The organism is Dehalococcoidia bacterium (genome assembly GCA_041653995.1).
GTDB lineage: Bacteria > Chloroflexota > Dehalococcoidia > GIF9 > UBA5629 > CAIMUM01.
Genome location: JBAZEK010000004.1, coordinates 67124 through 85287, shown reverse-complemented (window position 1 = coordinate 85287; position 18164 = coordinate 67124). Strand labels below are relative to the sequence as shown.

The following is an 18164-nucleotide window of genomic DNA, read 5'->3' as shown; positions in this document are numbered from 1 at the left end:
TGATGGGCCGTATTTAGTGGCCAACGTATTTCTTAATGGCCTGTGCAGGTTGACTATCAGTGCGGCATGCCGTCAGCCGAGAAATGGGGATAGTCTTGGGTGATGACGAATTTTGCCCACTTTCCTATATGGCCGTATTGTAAGTGGCATTTCTGGCAGAGTATGACGCAGTTATGTAGCGAAGTATCGCCGCCCAGTTCAGCCGGCTTCTTAAGGTGGGCGTAGCCGGAATCTACTTCTATCGCGTTGCCGCAATACGCGCAGACCCTTTTCTGCCGTATGAAAGCCTTGTCTTTTACGTCCTGAGCGAATTCTTTGGGGCTCATTTTTCAAGTTTACCTTAAGCTGACTGCATCTCTAAATTAATCCAATTTAAGCATAACCGGCAGCCTATTTCAATCCGGCCGGTCAATCTCGCTTTTCACAGCCCGGATGACATCAGGTAATTTCGCTTCTATAACAGGTGAAAGGCGAAGGCCGTGAGATACATCGGCGGGCTCGATACCGATCACAGTTACCTGCGGAGGTTGCTGTCCGAGTTGTCTGATAAGTTTCAGGCTATCGAGTATGCCCATCCCGTGCAAAGAAGTGGTTGTCCCGTCAGCTATATTTTTTTCAGGCAGGTCAAAGCGGTAAATATCGCCGGGGAGTCCGCCGCCCCGTAGCGCGTCCACAATAATTAGCCTGTCAACATCGTCGTCCAATAGTGATATGAGATCCGGGCTGGTACCTCCATCTATGAGGCGGACGCCGCTGTATTTGCCCTGTCCCCGCATCTCCATAACGGTGCGAACGCCGATGCCGTCATCGCGGCAGAGCAGATTGCCGATGCCAAGTACCATTATGCCCGGCCTCTTCATATATTGCTCAACATATGCGCGGCAGTATCTCTCCAACAGGCATATCAACGATGCGCGATGATCCAATACGGGTCTTCATCACCACCCTGCCCCTGTGCTCGGCCGTTACTTGGCCGATGGCCACCGCATGCCGGGCGTATTTGTTCTTCTTCATAGCTGACAGGACTTTGCCGGAATCAGCTTCAGTCACCGCGGCAATTAGCTTGCCCTCGTTGGCTATATAGAGGGGATCGAGTCCAAGCAATTCGCAGGCCCCACGTACACCATCGTGAACGGGGATTTTTTCCTCTTCTATGATAATGCCGACATCTGACTGTTTGGCGAATTCGTTGAGAGTCGAGGCCAATCCTCCCCTGGTAGGATCGCGCAGGCTGTGAATATTTTTGCTGACAGAAAGCATTGCCGATACCAGATGGTTCAGGGGAGCACAGTCGCTGGCCACAGGTAGAGAAAGATGCAAACCCTCGCGCTGGCTCATCACGGCCATCCCGTGTTCGCCGATGCCCCCGCTCAAGATTATTTTATCGCCCGGCCTGGCATTGGAGCCGGATATATCTGTGCCGCCTTCGATCAAACCGATGCCAGCAGTATTGATAAACAGGCGGTCTGCTTTGCCGCGATCTACAACTTTAGTATCGCCCGTGACTATCTGGACACCTGCCTCCGCAGCGGTATCTTTTACGGATGCCATAATTTGCCGCAGGTCATCGATATCCAGCCCCTCTTCGATTATCAGCGCCAGGCTTATATAGAGCGGCCTTGCTCCGCTCATGGATAAATCGTTGACCGTGCCACAGATAGCCAGCCTGCCTATATCCCCACCCGGAAAGAAAATAGGACTGACTACATAGCTGTCGGTGGTGAATGCCAGTCTGCCTGACATCTCCAACACGGCTGAATCGTCCATATGTGCGAGCACTGGGTTCATAATAGAGGGCGCCAGCACTTTGGAGATGAGATCGTGGCTCAATCTGCTGCCGCTTCCGTGGGCCAGTAAAATCTTTTCACCCATCGTATACTCCGTACTGATAATAGGCGGCACAGCTTCCCTCCGAAGAGACCATACAGGGACCCACCGGATTTTCCGGCGTACATGCTTTACCGAACAGCCCGCAGTCCAACGGCCTGATGACGCCTCGCAGTATCTCCCCGCAGCGGCAGCCGGAGTGCTCTCTAACGGGGGGCAACTCGACCTCGAACCTCCGGGTGGCGTCGAAGCGGTCGTATCTGTTTTTCAGGCTCAATCCGCTTTGTGGGATGTCTCCTATACCTCGCCAGCAGGCATCTGCGGTATGGAAGACGCCATTCATTAAATCCTGCGCCCTGACATTACCCTCCGGCTTGACGCCGCGTGTATATGCAATGTCGACACGCGCGATGCCGTCTTCGATCTGCTGAACCAGCATCTCGACTGCCTGTAAAATATCTACAGGCTCAAAGCCTGCAACAACACATGCCACGCCGTAGTCCCTGGCATAGGCTTCATAAGGCTTCGTCCCTATAATCGTACTGACATGGCCGGGGCAGATGATGCCGTTCAGGCGGATCTCACCCAGGTCGAGCAATGCCCGCATGGCGGGGGGCGTCATTTTGAGATGGCAGAGGACGTAAAAGTTATCGATCCTCTCCCTTTCCGCCTGCAGAACAGCAGAGGCCACGGTGGGCGCCGTTGTCTCGAACCCCACACCCAGGAAGATCGCTGCCCTGTCAGGATTATCACGGGCTGCCTGCAATGCGTCCTGGGTGGAATATACAATGCGGATATCTCCGCCTGCCGCGCGGGCCTGCTGCAGGCTTGAATAGCTGCCCGGCACTTTTAGCATATCTCCAAAAGTCGTGATGATCACACCGGGGACCTGGGAGAGGGCGATGGCCCTGTCGATATCGCGATTGGCTGTAACGCACACAGGGCATCCGGGACCGGAAAGCATCTCGATATGCGGGGGTAGTAGCTGTCTGATGCCGTTTCGCATTATGGCTACGGTATGCCCGCCGCAGAACTCCATGAGACGTGCCGGCCTGGTGGAGATCCGTGCAATTTTATCGGCCAGCTTGCGGGCCAGATCCGGATCGCGGAATTCGTCGATGAATTTCATCAGGCCACAATTGTACTTGAACGAAATGGATAGGTACAGCCGATCTCATCCGGCAGGGCCAGGGCCCGTTGTAAGCTATCGGGCTCAGCGCCAGTCGGCTAATCCTGTATCACTGCATTCGCTACGCGTTATACGGGTTTGATTGCTGCCGTCGGCGTTCATTATATAGATTTCCCCGTTATCGTTGATGCAATCACGTTTGGAATAAAAGACGATCTTGCTGCCGTCCGGAGACCATGCAGGATACTTGTTATCGGTCAGGCCGGACGTTAAGCGGGTGCGTCCGCTGCCATCCGGATACATGACGTAAACCTCGAAATTGCCGTTTTCGTTGGATTGAAAGGCTATACGGTTTCCATCGGGCGACCATACGGGGTATGAATCGACCTGGGGTTTGTCGGTGATCCTGGTCTGGTTGGAACCATCGGAGCGCATGACGTATATCTCGGCGTTGCCGTCCCTATCGCTCATGAAGGCTATACGGTTTCCGTCAGGCGACCAGCAGGGGGCGGCATCTTTAAAAGAGTTATTGGTCAGTCGTACCTGATTGCTGCCATCGGCATTCATTACGTATAGCTGATCATTGCCGTCGCGGTTGGATGAAAAGGCGATCTTTTGGCTATCGGGTGACCATGCCGGGAAGGCATCGTCGGCATCGGTATTAGTAAGGCGTATCTGGTTGCTTCCATCCGCATCGATGGAATAAATGTGCCAGTACCCGTCCATATCTGTGAAAAAGGCAATTATTTTACCGTCGGGCGACCACCGGGGGAACCGTTCCCCCCCGGTCTTGTTTTTAGTCAGCCTTTGCCAGTTGCTTCCGTCTTCATTGGCCGTGTACATCTGAGGGCCCTCATCATCATTGGTGCCGGAGATAAATACCAGCTTGTGCAGGTTTACAGATTGACTGGCAGCTTCGGTTTTGCCCTCTATGGGCACGCTTTCAGGCGTGATATTTTCCGCCGGTGGGGTTGCGATGGTGGTCTGCTTGGGTATATCTGAGGGAGTCTGGTCAGGGACTGCTGCCGGCTCGATAGAGCAGGCCGTGACGACCATGCTGAAGGCTGCAATGATCAAAGCTGATGCTGCTAATAGTCTGTTGATTTTCATCGGATTCCCTCCTCACGAATTAAGAGCGGGCTGTTCCGGGCTCGCCTTATGCCGATCTACTGCAAGGCGCCGCCGCCGTCCGCGGCAACCAGGCGCTCGAGAATATCCAGCGTTTCCTTCGCTTCAGCTTCGTCAAGCACATTAATGGCATATCCTGTATGTAGCAGGACGTAGTCACCTATTTGAGCTTCCGGCGTGAGAGCGATGCTGACCTTTCGGCTGACGCCTCCGATATCAACATCGGCCTGTTCACCTTCGATGTGGGTTATCTTGACTGGAACAGCGAGGCACATTTGATAAAAGTATAACCCAAGGTCCTGGGGCTAACAAATCCCATTTGCCAGCAGAGCTGCAAAAAGCGGATAATATCCGGTTTGATTATCAGGCTATTAAAGGAGGAAATATGACCGGAGCACTGTCAGGAGTCCGAGTTGTGGACTTCAGCCGCATGTATGCGGGCCCATACTGTTCTATGATTCTGAGGGAGCTGGGTGCGGAGGTCATAAAGATCGAGTTCAGGGAGAGTGGTGATGCGTGCAGGACCATCCCGCCGATAACGGAAGGCGGGGAAGGGTATATATTTTCAATCCTGAACCGTGGCAAAAAGAGCATAACGCTGGAACTGAGGGAAAAAGAAGGGCAGGAGATAGCAGGGGAGGTGATCAGGAAAAGCGACGTATTGCTTGAGAACTTCACGCCCGGAGTTATGGACAGGCTGAACCTGGGTTGGGATGATGCCAGCAAGCTGAATTCGAAGCTGATCTATGCGTCCCTTTCCGGCTTCGGGCAGACGGGGCCCAACGCCGGCAGGGCGGCCTATGACACGGTTGCACAGGCCATGGGCGGGCTGATGAGCGTGACAGGCTTCCCAGAAAATCCGCCAACCAAGTGCGGACCGGCCATTGCCGATCTCTCCGGCGGCGCCTATACGGTCATCGCCATTCTGGCAGCCCTTCAGCATCGCAATTCAAGCGGACGGGGACAGCGAGTGGATGTTTCGCTGCAGGATTGCATATGGCTTATGACAGCGGTTGAGACCATTGCACCCTTCGTGCTGAGCGGCCATTCGGCTGGAAGGATAGGCAATATGCACCCCAGCATAGTGCCATGGAACAACTACCACGCTAAAGACGGCTATATTGTCCTTTGTGTGGTGACCATAGGCCAGTGGCAAAAACTGGCTGAGGTTATTGACAGGCCTGACCTGGTCGAAGATCCTGATACACTGTCTCTGGCCTCGCGGGTACAGCGCAGAGAGGAACTGGACAGCATCGTAGCTGATTGGGTTAAGGGCAGGACTGTGGCTGAGATACAGAGAATCATGGATGAAGCGTCATTGCCATGCGCGCCCGTCATGGATACCGAAAAGCTTGTCAGTGATCCGCATATACTCAGCCGCCGGATGGTGGTGGATGTGGAGCAGATGATTTCGGGACCGCTCAAGATGCCCGGCAGTGTTTTCAAGCTGTCAGCCACACCGGGTGATCCTTCAACGCCTGCGCCATTTTTAGGCGAACACAACAGTGATATATATGGCGGTTTACTCGGCTACAGCGAGGCGAAGATCGAGGAACTGATAGGAAAAGAGATTATATAATTTCTCTTCGCAGTCCCGCCATACCGGTTGTCCTGACCTATCGCACGGGACAGGTCAGTCGGCCTGACCGGCCGTCAATGATCTGCCGGCTATGACCGCCTGCCCGAGCGATATGCCCCCGTCATTGGCAGGCACGTTCCTGTGTGTGAGTATTTGAAATCCGCTATGCTTGAGAAGAGAGGTCACCTTGCCCAGTAACAGGCGGTTTTGAAAGCAGCCCCCGCTGAGCGCAACAGTGCTCAGCCCGGACTGAGCCTTTATCTTGAGGCAGACATCCCGTGTCACAGACGCAATTGTATTATGAAACCTCATGCTGATCGTGGCGATCCTGCATCCCCTCAGTATGTCGTTGGCCACACCGCCTATCAGTTCATGCAGCAGGATGATGGTATAGTTCTGATCGCCTGTAAGGGAAAATGGATATAGGCCCTGTTCATCGATTGCATCATAGGCCTGCATCTCCAGTTCGATGGCAGCCTGCGCTTCGTAATCGATAGTGGGGCGAATCGCGGACATGGCCGATACGGCGTCGAAAAGCCTGCCCATACTGGAAGTCAACGGAGAATTGAAGCCGGTTTCGACCTCTCTGCTCACAAGTTCTATCTCATCTCCGCTGATATGATTAAGGAACCCCATCCTGCCGTCGAAGGCGCTATTGCCCAGCAATACCAGCATATAGCTCAATGCCGTACGATAAGGTTTTTTTATAGCGGCTGAGCCGCCGGGCAGAGGGAGATACTCGAGTTGACCGGCCCGTCGAAAGCTTTTGTAATCCGTCACCATGAATTCGCCGCCCCAGATCTTGCCGTCGGTCCCGTAGCCGGTACCGTCGAAGGCCACTCCGATGACCGCCTTATCAACGCCGTTATCGGCAAGGCAGGAGGCTATGTGTGCGTGGTGGTGCTGTATCGGGATCGTCCTCAGGTTGTGCCTTTCCGCTTCTTCCAGTGCATATTTAGTGGGGAGATATTCAGGATGCATGTCGTGAGCTATGGCGACGGGTTGTATGCGGAAGAGCTGTTTATAGAGTTCTACCGTCCGGATGTAGTGCTCGAGGGTTTCAATGTTCTCCATATCGCCGATATGCTGGCTGACGAAAGCGTGATCATCATGGGTCAGGCAGAAGGTGTTTTTCTCCTCTGCTCCACACGCCAGCAACTGGGGTATTTTATGCTCCAGATGAATTGGATAAGGCGCATAACCCCTGGCCCGGCGAATAAGTTGCGGGATTGTGTCCACTACCATAGCTACGCTGTCGTCGTAGGTTGAGTGAATGTCCCTGTTATGCAACAAAAAATAGTCGGCGATCTTTCCCAGCCTGCGAAGCGCCTCGCTGTTCTGACCGGCGATGGGCTCCTCGCTGACATTGCCGCTGGTCATGACAAGCGGAAGGCTTGTTTCACGCATGATGAGATGATGCAGTGGGGTATACGGGATCATGACCCCAAGGTATTTAAGCCCCGGGCCCACCTGTCTGCATATACTGGAGTTCTCACTCCAGCGAAGCAACACAATAGGCGCTTGTGGAGATGAGAGCAGCCTCTCCTCCTCAGCGGTCGGGATACAATGTTTCTTGACCTCTGACATATCCTTTAGCATGACGGCGAAAGGTTTGGAAGGGCGGCACTTTCGCCGGCGCAGCCGAACCACGGCTTCAGCGTCTTCAGCATTGCAAGCCAGTAAAAAGCCCCCCAGCCCCTTGATCGCTACAATTCGACCTTCGCGCAGAAAATCCGACGTTTTTTCGATGATGTCCCGGCAATCCACAGTATGTCCCCGGTTGTCAGTCAGCTGGAGTTGCGGCCCGCATACCGGGCAGGCATTGGGTTGGGCATGGAAGCGCCGGTCCAGCGGGTCGGTGTATTCCTTCTTGCACTCCCTGCACATTTTAAATGAAGACATGGTTGTAAGCGGCCTGTCGTAAGGGATATCTCTGATGATGGTAAAGCGAGGTCCGCAATTTGTGCAGTTGGTGAACGGATAGTGCCGGCGGCGGTTATCCTGTGTAAAAATATCCTCGAGACAGGGAGCGCAGGTGGCGATATCCGGCGAGACAAGCTGATACTTACCGGGATGGGTGACGCTGCTGCGTATCTTGAAGCCGCGATAGCCGGCAGGCCTGTCGAATTCTACGGATAGACTCTCGATTTTGGACAGCGGCGGCGCCTCTGCCTCAAGGCTGGAGATAAAGAGGTCAAGTTTTTTTCTGGCACCCTCGACCTCGATCCTGACATCCTCCGAGGTATTGCAGACCCAACCGGTCAGTTTATATTTTTTAGCCAGACCGTAAACGAATGGGCGGAAGCCTACACCTTGTACCACTCCCCTGGCACTGATGCGGGCAAGCTGAGTTTCATTGATGGCCGGCATAGGGATCAAGTTGAATTGTACTTCAAGAGGTAAATGCGGGCAAGAAGAACCGCCTCTCAATATTTATACTTATTTACTTTTGGTTAAACCTGACTTATACTGTGGATAATTTTGAAGGAAACGGTTAGCGGCTGTACATAAATATTGAGACAAATCAAGTCTACCGATTCCTGTATATCACTTGAGAATAGATGCAGGGTAAGATCAGCAAACAGGTAACTGTTGAGAGAGACATCGGAGAATTGGAGCTCAACGATGTAATTGATATACGGGCTATTCAAGATCTTACAGATTATTTTTACGAGATCACCAATATCGGTATAGGAATCCTGGATATCAAAGGTAATATTCTGGTCTCGGGGGGGTGGCAGGATATTTGCAGCAAATTTCACCGCGCGCATCCTGATACCTGCGCCAATTGTCTGGAAAGCGATACACATCTGGCACGGGAAGTCGGGTTCGGGACGTTCAAGCTTTACCGCTGCAAGAACGGCATGTGGGATGCAGCCACAGCCATCGTTGTTGGTGGAAAACACCTGGGCAATTTATACTGTGGCCAGTTTTTCTTCGATGACGAAAAGCCTGATTGCGAATTTTTCCGCGCACAGGCCCGCCGCTGCGGATTCAACGAGGCTGATTACATGGCTGCACTGGGCAGGGTGCCCCGACGGAACCGGCAAACTGTGGACACCGTCATGGGATTTTTTATCAGGCTGGCAGGGCTGATATCGTCACTCAGCTACAGTAATATAAAACTGGCCCGTAGCATAGACGAAAGGGAGGTGCTGGCTGAGTCGCTGCGGGAAAGCGAGAAAAAATATCGCAACCTGGTGGAAAATGCAGGCGAGGTTATTTTGATTGCTCAGGATGGACTGATCAAATATGTGAACGATACAAGAGAATGGTACACCGGATACGCAAGAGGAGAGTTGATAGATACCCGTTTTATCGATTATATTCATCCGGACGACAGGTCTGTGGTTATGGAATATGATTTCGAGCGATTAAGCGGCCGGAAGGCGCCCGTTTCATTTGATTTTCGTATGATCGATAAAAGTGGAGAGATACGCTGGATCAATTTCAATGCGGCTTTGACTGAATGGGAAGGCAAACCTGCCACGCTGAATTTTCTCAGGGACATAACGCATCAGAAAAGAACGGAAAAAGAGCGTCAGGAGATGCAGGATAAACTACTGGGCGCCATGCACGCGGCGGTAGAGGCTATAGCAATGACTACTGAAAGAAGAGATCCATATACGGCGGGGCATCAGCGGCGGGTATCACAGCTGGCGGGCGCTATGGCGCTGGAGATGGGTCTGACTGAATTTCAGATTGAGGGGATTGAGCTCGCCAGCAGCATCCATGATATCGGTAAAATCAACGTGCCGGCGGATATACTCAGCAAGCCGCGCAGCTTGAACGAGCTTGAATTCGGTCTGGTCAAGGAGCATTCTCTGTCTGCTTACAATATACTTAAAACGATCGACTTTCCCTGGCCCATTGCCGAGATCGTGCTGCAGCATCATGAGAGATTGGACGGCTCAGGGTACCCGGCAGGTTTGAAAGGGGATGATATTTGTTTGGAAGCTAAAATTCTGGCTGTGGCAGATGTGGTGGAGGCTATGGCGTCACATCGCCCCCATCGTCCTGCACATGGCATCGATGTCGCCTTGCAGGAGATCCAAGGAAAACGGGGAACTGCATTTGACGCGACAGCTGTTGACGCCTGTCTCCGGTTATTTAATTTTGAGAGCTTTAAATTTGATTGACCTGTAACGGTGATCATTGCCAGTGAAAAAATAGATTAAAAGCAGGGAGGTTTAATGATGGAACAGGATTTCAGGGTTTATCGGTACAGGTGGGTGGTGCTGGCCATCTACATGTACGTTTCAGCATTGACGCAGCTTTACTGGCTGAACTTCGCAGCAATCGATACCTATATCGAGGATATGCTGCATATACCGGCCAGCAGCGTTCAGTGGTTGACGCTGGTCTTTCCACTCATACAGGTCATTCCCCCCATACCTGCTGGCATAATTATAGATAAGATCGGATTTAAATGGGGTGTGGGTATCGGCGCTGTCTTCACAGGCGTCTTTTCGCTGCTGAGATTGGCTGCGCCGGATTCGTTTAACATGCTGCTCATTTCCCAGATAGGGATCTCCCTAGGACAGCCCTTTGTGTTAAACGGGGTAACCAAGCTGGCTTCGGTATGGTTCGCTCCCAAGGAGGAGGCTACTGCTGTCGGTCTGGGCACCCTGGCGCTTTTTGTAGGAATGATGGTGGCACTGGGAGCCACTCCGGCCATCGTTGAAGGCCTCAGTTACACCGCAATGCTGTGGATTTATGGCATAGCAGGCATCTTCGGTACGCTGGTATTCGTCCTGATCGTCCGCTCAAAACCGCCCACTCCTTCGCGAGCGCCGGAAGCCGAAGTTTTAACCGGGAGCTGGGGAGGCCTGGGAGTAATTCTCAAGAACAGGAATTTCATATTGTTGGGATTCGTGACGTTCGTAGGCCTGGGCTCTTTTAACGGGCTTGCCACCTGGCTGGAGAAAATTCTGAATGAGCTTCACAGTATACCGATGGCCGACGGCAGCACTATATCAGCCGCAATGATCTTCGCCGGCATGATCGGTTGCATCGTAGTACCGATTATTTCCGACAAGGTCAGGAGACGCAAACCATTCGTGGTACTGGCAACCCTGATGGGCGCAATTTGCATTACAGCCATGATACTCATCAGGGGCTACACGCCAAATTTAATCAACTGCATGTTATTGGGCTTTTTCCTTCTTTCCGCATTTCCGGTCATTCTTACTATGTCAGCCGAGGTAACCGGACCAAAATATGCCGGCGTCTCAGTCGGATACTTGCAGTTGCTGGGAAACCTGGCGGCCGTGATTCTTGTGCCTTCCATGGAAGCCTTGGAATCTTCGACCGGCCAGTTTGTAGCTCCACTGGGCTTGTTGGTGGCGCTATTTATTGGAGCATTCCTGATATCTCTATGGCTTAAAGATACGCACCCGCAGGCGTGATACAAAGTCAGCGGTTCCGCCTGTATAAAAATAGCCTAACCGCGCTTTGCGAGAGATGGTTTTTCTAAACTTTGTGTTGAGATGAATCGTTATTACAGGTGTGATCTGAGTGTACAGGAGGCAGTGAAATGAAAACAAATTGGATCTTTGTGGTGTGCATAGGACTTATGCTGCTGCCTGGTTTAGATGCCTGTTCGCAGCCGGTTTCCACCGATGTTGTGAGTTCGGATAAGCAGAGAGCAATGGCTACGGCGGGAAAAGGCGATATAGCTTTGCTGGTCGACGGTAACAATATGTTTGCTCTCGATTTATACCGTGCGCTCAAAGGGACACAGGGCAACCTCTTTTACTCACCTTATTCAATCTCGCAGGCGCTGGCTATGACCTATGCCGGCGCAAGGGACACCACTGAGAAAGAGATGGCTGCCACACTTCATTTCACCTTGCCACAGAATAGTCTGCATCCGGCCTTCAACAGCCTTGACCAGCAATTGAAAACACGTGGTCAGGGTGCAAAGGGCAAGGACGATAAGGGTTTCCGGCTTAACATTGTGAATGCTATCTGGGGGCAAACCGGTTATCATTTTCTGGCTGAATATCTGGATATACTGGCGCAGAATTACAGTGCAGGATTGAGGCTTCTTGATTTTCGCACCGAGCCTGAAACCTGCCGGCAGACTATTAACAAGTGGGTGGAGGATCAGACCGAGCAACGTATCAAAGACCTTTTAAAGGAAGGAGATATAGAAACTTCGACGCGTCTGGTTCTTACCAACGCCATATATTTCAATGCAGCGTGGGCCAACAGCTTCGAAAAGAACCTGACCCGGCCCGCTTCCTTCCATCTGCTGGATGGTTCGACGGTGGAAGTTCCCATGATGCGGCAATCGGAACGGATGGGATACACAGCCGGGGAAGGATACCAGGCTGTATCGCTGCCTTACGATGGCGGCGAGCTGGAGATGGTGGTGATGCTTCCCGACCAGGGGAAGTTCGCTGAATTCGAGCAATCTCTGGATGCGGTCAAAGTAAAATCGATTATAGAGAGTATCGCGCCTGCGCAGGTTTCCCTGCGTTTTCCCCGCTTTAAAATAGAGTCCGAGTTCGGCCTGGGCGATGCTTTATACCATATGGGGATGCCTACAGCCTTTACCAGCCTGGCCGATTTTTCCGGCATGACAGGCAATCGCGAATTGGTCATATCCAGGGTTATCCATAAAGCTTTCGTAGAAGTGGACGAGGTCGGTACGGAGGCTGCGGCCGCTACGGCTGTGGTCATGCGCGCCACGGCTATGCCTGTCGAACCGATGGAGGTCACCGTCGACCGGCCGTTTATCTTCGTTATAAGGGACATACAGACGGGTTCGGTAATTTTCATAGGAAGAGTGGTTAATCCATTATTATAGGCCGATCTCAGGGTAGGATTTGTCAATCCCGCACGGAATTTAATTTGCAGGAAGAGTAGATACCGGCGTTGCCGGTTTTCCACTCCTGCTTTGTTTGGTCATCAAGATATCCCTGAACATATGCTTGCTGTGGCTGGTAAGCATGTAGTATATTAAACGGGTCCGACTCACGATAGATTAAGTGGAGGTGTACAGTATATGAGGACAGCAACAGCAATCTCACGCATCATCCAGTTTTCCATATGTTTAATAGTCATTTTCGGCCTGTTGGCCTGCGCTTCCCCCAAGCAGGCGTTTGAATACGAGTCGAACGCAGCGCTAAGACAGCAACTGGCGCAGGCGCCGGCCTACCCGGAGATCAGCTTCGTTGTGCTCAGCGACCCGCATATTTACGATTCATCGTTGGGAACAACGGGCGCAGCATTCGAGGCTTACCTGAATAAAGACCGCAAACTTCTGAGGGAGAGTCCCGAGATACTGGAATCAGCTATCTCTTCGATCAAGAATCTCAAGGGCAGCATCGTATTAGTGGCGGGTGACCTTACCAAGGACGGAGAGAAAGTCTCACACGATCTGGCCGCAAGCTATCTCGCACAGTTAAAAGCTGCCGGCAAGAAGGTATTCGTGGTGCCGGGCAACCATGACATATTGAATGGGCACTCATACAAATACTCTGGCGACATCATAGAGCGTGTGCCGAATATTACGGCCGACCAGTTTGCCCAGATTTATGCTGATTTCGGCTTCAAAGACGCTCTGCAACGTGATCCGAATTCGCTCAGCTACGTAGCCGAGCTTGAGCCAGGTCTATGGCTGCTGGCGTTGGATGCGAACCGTTACACTGAGAATGTTGAGGACAAGGAGTCGGTCACGGACGGCAAGTTCAACGCCCAGACGCTGGCATGGATCGAAAAGATGCTTGGCCAGGCGGCCAAAGAGAACAAGGCCGTTATCGTAATGATGCACCATGGCATCATGGAGCACTACGCAGGACAGGAGAAAAACTACGGCGAATATATCGTGGATAACTACGAAGAAGTCGCTAAATTGCTGGCCAATTACAATGCTCGCCTGGTGTTCACCGGGCATTATCATGCCCAGGATATCACCGAGAAAAAGTATGATAACGGCAAATTCATATTCGATATCGAAACCGGTTCGCTGGTTACCTACCCCTGCCCGTTCAGGGTGGTGACTATCGATAAAGACCAGGTGGCAACGATTGAGCAAGAGAGTGTAACGTACATAGCCTCGCACCCAGAAAATTTTCCGGCGTATGCCAAACAGTACCTGCAGGATGGCATCGCAACCATAGCCACAGGTGTGTTGACGGGATATAAGATCGATCGCCCCGAGGCGGAAAAGATAGCTCAGGAAATAGCGGTCGGCTTCGGCGCGCATTATGGCGGCGACGAACAGCTGGCGCCCGGACAGACGATGGTCACGGAGACCGGTTTAAGCCCACTGGCCTGGGCGGTCATACAATACCGCAAGGATCTTATCCTCGGCCTCTGGAAAGACCTGCCCCCGCCGGACAATAACCTGACGATTAACCTGAAAGACGGCAGCTGGAAATAAGTCGCAGCCAGGCGCTCTTAGTCTGCGGCAGACAGGCCGGTACTGATTAGTTTAAATCGGCAGTTATCAGTATGGACGAGCAGAAGATCTGGTTCCTCGTGATAAACTTGTTGGGAGGCTTTGCCGTGATTGCCAGTTGCGTGGCCGGTATGGTCAGCCATCCCAACACCGAGCAATTGATCTGGGGCCGTATCACTCCGGCGCTCAAGTTGATTTACCTGGTGAGCATGCCGCTGGCTGCCGCGGGTTATCTGCTCTTTCTGTACTTCATTCTATTTCATCTCGATGCAGGTGCCGTGCAGATATGGGGATCCGATGGCTTCCTTGTTCTGGATATTATATTTGCAGTGATACTGGTTTTCTCGGCCTTCTGGATGCCGCTCACATATAAATTGATCGAGACACAATGGCGTGGCTGGTGGGTTTATATTCGCATGGTGCTTCTATTTGTCGCCCTGGGCTCGCTGGCCCTGCTGTGCGCATTACTGATGATCAGTCAGAGGGAGCCGGCCTGGAGCTACTGGCTGGCAGTATCAGGCGCAGCGGTGTTTTTTATTCAGACCGGCGTCATCGATGCCTTCGTCTGGACGGCCATGTTCCCTTACAAATAGGCCCGACTGAAAGTTTTTATAAAAAACGTTAAAATATCCTTTGAACCCGGCGTTCTACAGCTAGCAAATCTATTCCGGATTCTACAGGAGATACTATGTGGCGTAAAGGATGGCGCGAACAGGCTATATCACACATCGACCAACCTTGGGACCTGATCATTATAGGCGGTGGAATCACAGGGGCCGGGGTGCTGTTTCAAGCAGCTGCGGCAGGACTTAAAGCCCTGCTGGTGGAAAGCGGCGATTTTTCCTCGGGTACCTCGAGCCGATCCTCGAAGCTAATCCACGGTGGCCTGCGTTATATTTTAAACAAGCAGTATAAGGTGACTCAGGAATCGGTGCGGGAAAGGGAATGGCTGCTGAGGGAAGCCCGAAATTTAGTGACCAAGCTGGGATTCATATTTCCCAACTTCGAGCGCTACCATGTGAAAACCAATCAGATAGGACAGATAATCGCTATATATGACCTGCTGGCGCCCAAATGGGATCACCGTGCCTACAGCACGGAGAAAATACTGAAAGAGTATCCCATTTTGAAAGCGGAGGGTATGCTGGGTGGGTACCTTTACTATGACGCAGCCATGGATGATAGCCGAATCGTCCTGCGCGTGTTGAAGGAGGCGGTCAGGAATGGCGGCACTGCCATCAACTACCTTAAAGTTGAGAAGCTTCTGCTGGACAGTAGCGGCCAGGTCCGCGGCGTCGCTATAAAAGATACATCATCGCCGGACGGCAGGACCTTCGAAATAAATGCCAGGGCCTTTGTCAATGCTTCGGGGCCGTGGGCTGACCAGCTGAGAGGCCAGGTAGGCCAACCCGCCCGGCTGCGCAGGCTGCGCGGCAGCCACCTCATCTTCCAGAGGGAGAAGCTGCCTATGAAGGATGCGCTTACGCTTTTGCATCCGAAGGACAATCGTGCCATGTTCGTTATCCCCTGGGAGGGGACCACTATGATCGGGACTACCGACATAGACCATGATCCGGCGCTGGATGCAAACCATAGCGAACCGTTCGCCAGCCAGGACGAGATAAACTACATTCTGGAGGCCTCGGCGTTTCTATTCCCCGGCCTTAACCTCACCCGGAGCGACGTGATTTCGTCGTTCGCCGGCCTTCGTCCCATAATAAAAGGCGGCGCCGACACGCCCGGCAAAGAATCGCGCGCACATGCGCTTTGGGAAGAGAACGGACTTATCACTATCACGGGCGGCAAGTACACAACTTTCCGTATAATGTCGCGCCAAACACTGGCGGCTGTGCTTAAAAAACTGGGTAAGTTACCCGTAGTTAAAAACAAGCGTATCTTTCCCAAACTACCATCTGTGAATGCGCCTAATATTGATTCAACTACACTGGCTCATCTACTGGGGCGGTACGGCAATGACACGGCTGAGCTGATTAAGACGGCGGGCGCTGGAGAGCTCGAGCGTATAGGCAGTTTGCCCAATGTTTGGGCTGAGCTGCGCTGGGCGGCGCGCGCGGAGGGTGTGGTACGCCTGTCTGACCTCTTGCTCAGGAGGGTCAGGATTGGTATGCTGCTGCAGGGAGGTGCGGAGGACCAGCTCGCGCGTGTGCGTAAAGCGGTGCAGGCTGAACTCGGCTGGAGTGATGATAAGTGGCAGGATGAAGCAGCTGCTTACCTGGATACATGGCGCAAATATTACAGCCCCAGCCCGGCTTAAATACTGCCCGACGGTATATACGTACCTGAAATTATTAATATGCCTGTCTCAAGGAGGAAACCATGGCACACAAAGACCAGTTTTATCCAAGTTGGTGTGAAGAGGAAGCCCCGGCCGGCTCGTATCGCAGCCTGATCAAGTACGGCGATCCGAGGGGTTTCAAACATCCCAATCCCGGTATGTTTCACCTGATCAAAGAAAATTTCGGCATGACGGACGATGATTTCAAAGAGCCCAGCCTGTGCACAGAAAAGATCGATATTGAAATACCTCCAAAACTGCCGGCATCGCAGATAGAAGCCCTCAAGAATATAGTCGGCGCCGGGAATTTCTACACTGACACGTACAATCGTGCGCGTACATCCTACGGGTCGTCTATTTACGACGTATTACGTCTGCGCAACAAAATAATTGAGAACCTGCCGGATGTTGTCCTCTGCCCGCGCAACCGCGAGGATGTGCAGGCCGTCGTCAGGTTCTGTGATGAAAACCGCATACCCCTGTATGTAGTCGGCGGCAATTCCAGTGTTACACGGGGTAAGGAAGCTGTGAAGGGTGGTGTCTGCCTGGATATGAATGTTCACATGAACAAGATCATCTCGATCAATGAAAATAACCAGACCGTCACGGTGGAGGCCGGCATTATGGGCCCGGACCTGGAGAGGATATTAAACAATGCGCCTGACACGCTCAAAGCTAAAAGGCGCTATACCGTGGGCCATTTTCCTCAGTCCTTCGAGCATTCTTGTGTGGGTGGTTGGGTGGTTACCCGCGGCGCCGGCCAGAACTCCACTTATTACGGCAAGATAGAAGATATGGTGATATCCCAGGAATATGTCACGCCCATCGGCGAGTTTAAAACATTGGAATTTCCGCGGTCGGCAACCGGGCCTGATTTCGACCAGATCATGATCGGCAGCGAGGGGACATTCGGCATCCTGGTAAGTTGCACATTGAGGCTATGCCGCTATATGCCGGAAAACAGGCGCAGGTTCTCTTACCTGTTCAAGACATGGGAAGGGGCACTCGCGGCCTGTCGCGAGGTTATGCAGGGCGAGTTTGGATTCCCCTCTGTCTTCCGGTTGTCCGATCCCGAGGAGACCGACGTGGCCTTGCGTATGTACCACATCCACGGCACGCCTGTAGATTCAGTGCTGAGGGCGCTGGGCTATAAGCCCATGCAGCGCTGCATGTTCATCGGCATGTCCGAAGGAGATGGTGATCTGGCGCGGCTGGTGGCTAAAAAGCTGGATAGGATATTCAGGAAGTACGGCGTCTTCAACCTTAGTATAGCCAAAGTCACTCAATCCTGGGAGAAGAGTCGCTTCACCGATCCTTTTATGCGCGAAGACCTGATGGATTATGGTGTGCTGATCGATACTCTGGAGTGCGGCGTCACCTGGGATAATCTGGCTAAGGTGCATGCGGATGTCAGGGCTTATATTAAATCGCGACCGAAAACCATTTGCATGACACACCTTTCACACGCCTACCCGCAGGGCGGCAACCTGTATTTCATATTTGTGGCCAAGATGAAGGAGATCAACGAGTATCTTGAACTACAATACGGCATACTTGATGCCATTCAGAAGGCCGGTGCCACTATGAGTCACCACCATGGCGTGGGCAAACAAACGGCGCCCTGGCTGGAAGGCCAGATCGGTAAAGCTCAGGTCGACGTAATACGTGCATTACGCGACCATTTCGACCCGCACCATATTATGAACCCCGGTGGAACGTTGGGGTTGGATATGTCAGAGGAACAAATGGCAAAGCGCTGGGGCTTCAGGAAGTAAATTGTATAGACAGGATTTCA

General features: G+C 52.5%; 15 protein-coding genes. 8 read left to right on the top strand and 7 right to left on the bottom strand.

Features of this window, described 5'->3' with window-relative positions; all coding sequences use genetic code 11:
• Positions 1-56: 56 nt before the first annotated feature.
• The 6 genes from WC359_11110 to WC359_11085 form a co-directional block, all read right to left on the bottom strand.
• Positions 57-326 carry an HNH endonuclease gene (locus tag WC359_11110; protein ID MFA5400982.1) on the bottom strand — a complete coding sequence of 90 codons (270 nt, stop codon included), beginning with the start codon at positions 324-326 and terminating at the stop codon, positions 57-59.
• Positions 327-395: 69 nt separating this feature from the next.
• Positions 396-860 carry a hydrogenase maturation protease gene (locus tag WC359_11105; GenBank protein MFA5400981.1) on the bottom strand — a complete coding sequence of 155 codons (465 nt, stop codon included), beginning with the start codon at positions 858-860 and terminating at the stop codon, positions 396-398.
• Positions 861-867: 7 nt separating this feature from the next.
• Entirely contained in the window at positions 868-1872 is a 1005-nt protein-coding gene (gene hypE, locus WC359_11100) for a hydrogenase expression/formation protein HypE (GenBank protein ID MFA5400980.1), read from the bottom strand.
• On the bottom strand, positions 1865-2956 hold the full coding sequence (gene hypD / locus WC359_11095; GenBank protein ID MFA5400979.1) for a hydrogenase formation protein HypD: 1092 nt from the start codon (positions 2954-2956) through the stop codon (positions 1865-1867). Before hypD ends, hypE begins: the two co-directional genes overlap by 8 nt.
• An 84-nt stretch (positions 2957-3040) precedes the next feature.
• Positions 3041-4066: an LpqB family beta-propeller domain-containing protein gene (locus tag WC359_11090; protein MFA5400978.1), complete on the bottom strand. Its 1026-nt coding sequence runs from the start codon at positions 4064-4066 to the stop codon at positions 3041-3043.
• A 56-nt stretch (positions 4067-4122) separates the two neighbouring features.
• Complete coding sequence (locus tag WC359_11085; protein MFA5400977.1) at positions 4123-4359, bottom strand: HypC/HybG/HupF family hydrogenase formation chaperone; 237 nt, start codon at positions 4357-4359, stop codon at positions 4123-4125.
• A gap of 110 nt (positions 4360-4469) precedes the next feature.
• Here WC359_11085 and WC359_11080 point away from each other — a divergent pair, with 110 nt between their 5' ends.
• The gene (locus WC359_11080; GenBank protein MFA5400976.1) at positions 4470-5663 is read left to right on the top strand and encodes a CoA transferase; all 1194 of its coding nucleotides are present in this window, start codon (positions 4470-4472) and stop codon (positions 5661-5663) included.
• A 54-nt stretch (positions 5664-5717) separates the two neighbouring features.
• Here the strand turns inward: WC359_11080 and hypF are convergent, their stop codons facing one another.
• Positions 5718-8033 (bottom strand): carbamoyltransferase HypF, encoded by a 2316-nt coding sequence (gene hypF / locus WC359_11075; protein ID MFA5400975.1) that lies wholly within the window; start codon positions 8031-8033, stop codon positions 5718-5720.
• 191 nt (positions 8034-8224) lie between these two features.
• Between hypF and WC359_11070 the strand changes: the two genes are divergently transcribed.
• The 7 genes from WC359_11070 (at position 8225) to WC359_11040 (ending at position 18144) form a co-directional block, all read left to right on the top strand.
• On the top strand, positions 8225-9802 hold the full coding sequence (locus WC359_11070; protein ID MFA5400974.1) for a PocR ligand-binding domain-containing protein: 1578 nt from the start codon (positions 8225-8227) through the stop codon (positions 9800-9802).
• 54 nt (positions 9803-9856) lie between these two features.
• Positions 9857-11071: an MFS transporter gene (locus tag WC359_11065; GenBank protein ID MFA5400973.1), complete on the top strand. Its 1215-nt coding sequence runs from the start codon at positions 9857-9859 to the stop codon at positions 11069-11071.
• Between the two features lie 128 nt (positions 11072-11199).
• Positions 11200-12477 (top strand): serpin family protein, encoded by a 1278-nt coding sequence (locus WC359_11060; GenBank protein MFA5400972.1) that lies wholly within the window; start codon positions 11200-11202, stop codon positions 12475-12477.
• 198 nt (positions 12478-12675) lie between these two features.
• Positions 12676-14055, top strand: coding sequence for a metallophosphoesterase (locus WC359_11055; GenBank protein ID MFA5400971.1), 1380 nt, complete (start codon positions 12676-12678; stop codon positions 14053-14055).
• A 71-nt stretch (positions 14056-14126) separates the two neighbouring features.
• Complete coding sequence (locus WC359_11050; GenBank protein ID MFA5400970.1) at positions 14127-14666, top strand: hypothetical protein; 540 nt, start codon at positions 14127-14129, stop codon at positions 14664-14666.
• A gap of 95 nt (positions 14667-14761) precedes the next feature.
• The gene (locus tag WC359_11045; GenBank protein MFA5400969.1) at positions 14762-16348 is read left to right on the top strand and encodes a glycerol-3-phosphate dehydrogenase/oxidase; all 1587 of its coding nucleotides are present in this window, start codon (positions 14762-14764) and stop codon (positions 16346-16348) included.
• A 62-nt stretch (positions 16349-16410) separates the two neighbouring features.
• The gene (locus WC359_11040) at positions 16411-18144 is read left to right on the top strand and encodes an FAD-binding oxidoreductase (GenBank protein ID MFA5400968.1); all 1734 of its coding nucleotides are present in this window, start codon (positions 16411-16413) and stop codon (positions 18142-18144) included.
• Positions 18145-18164 lie beyond the last annotated feature (20 nt).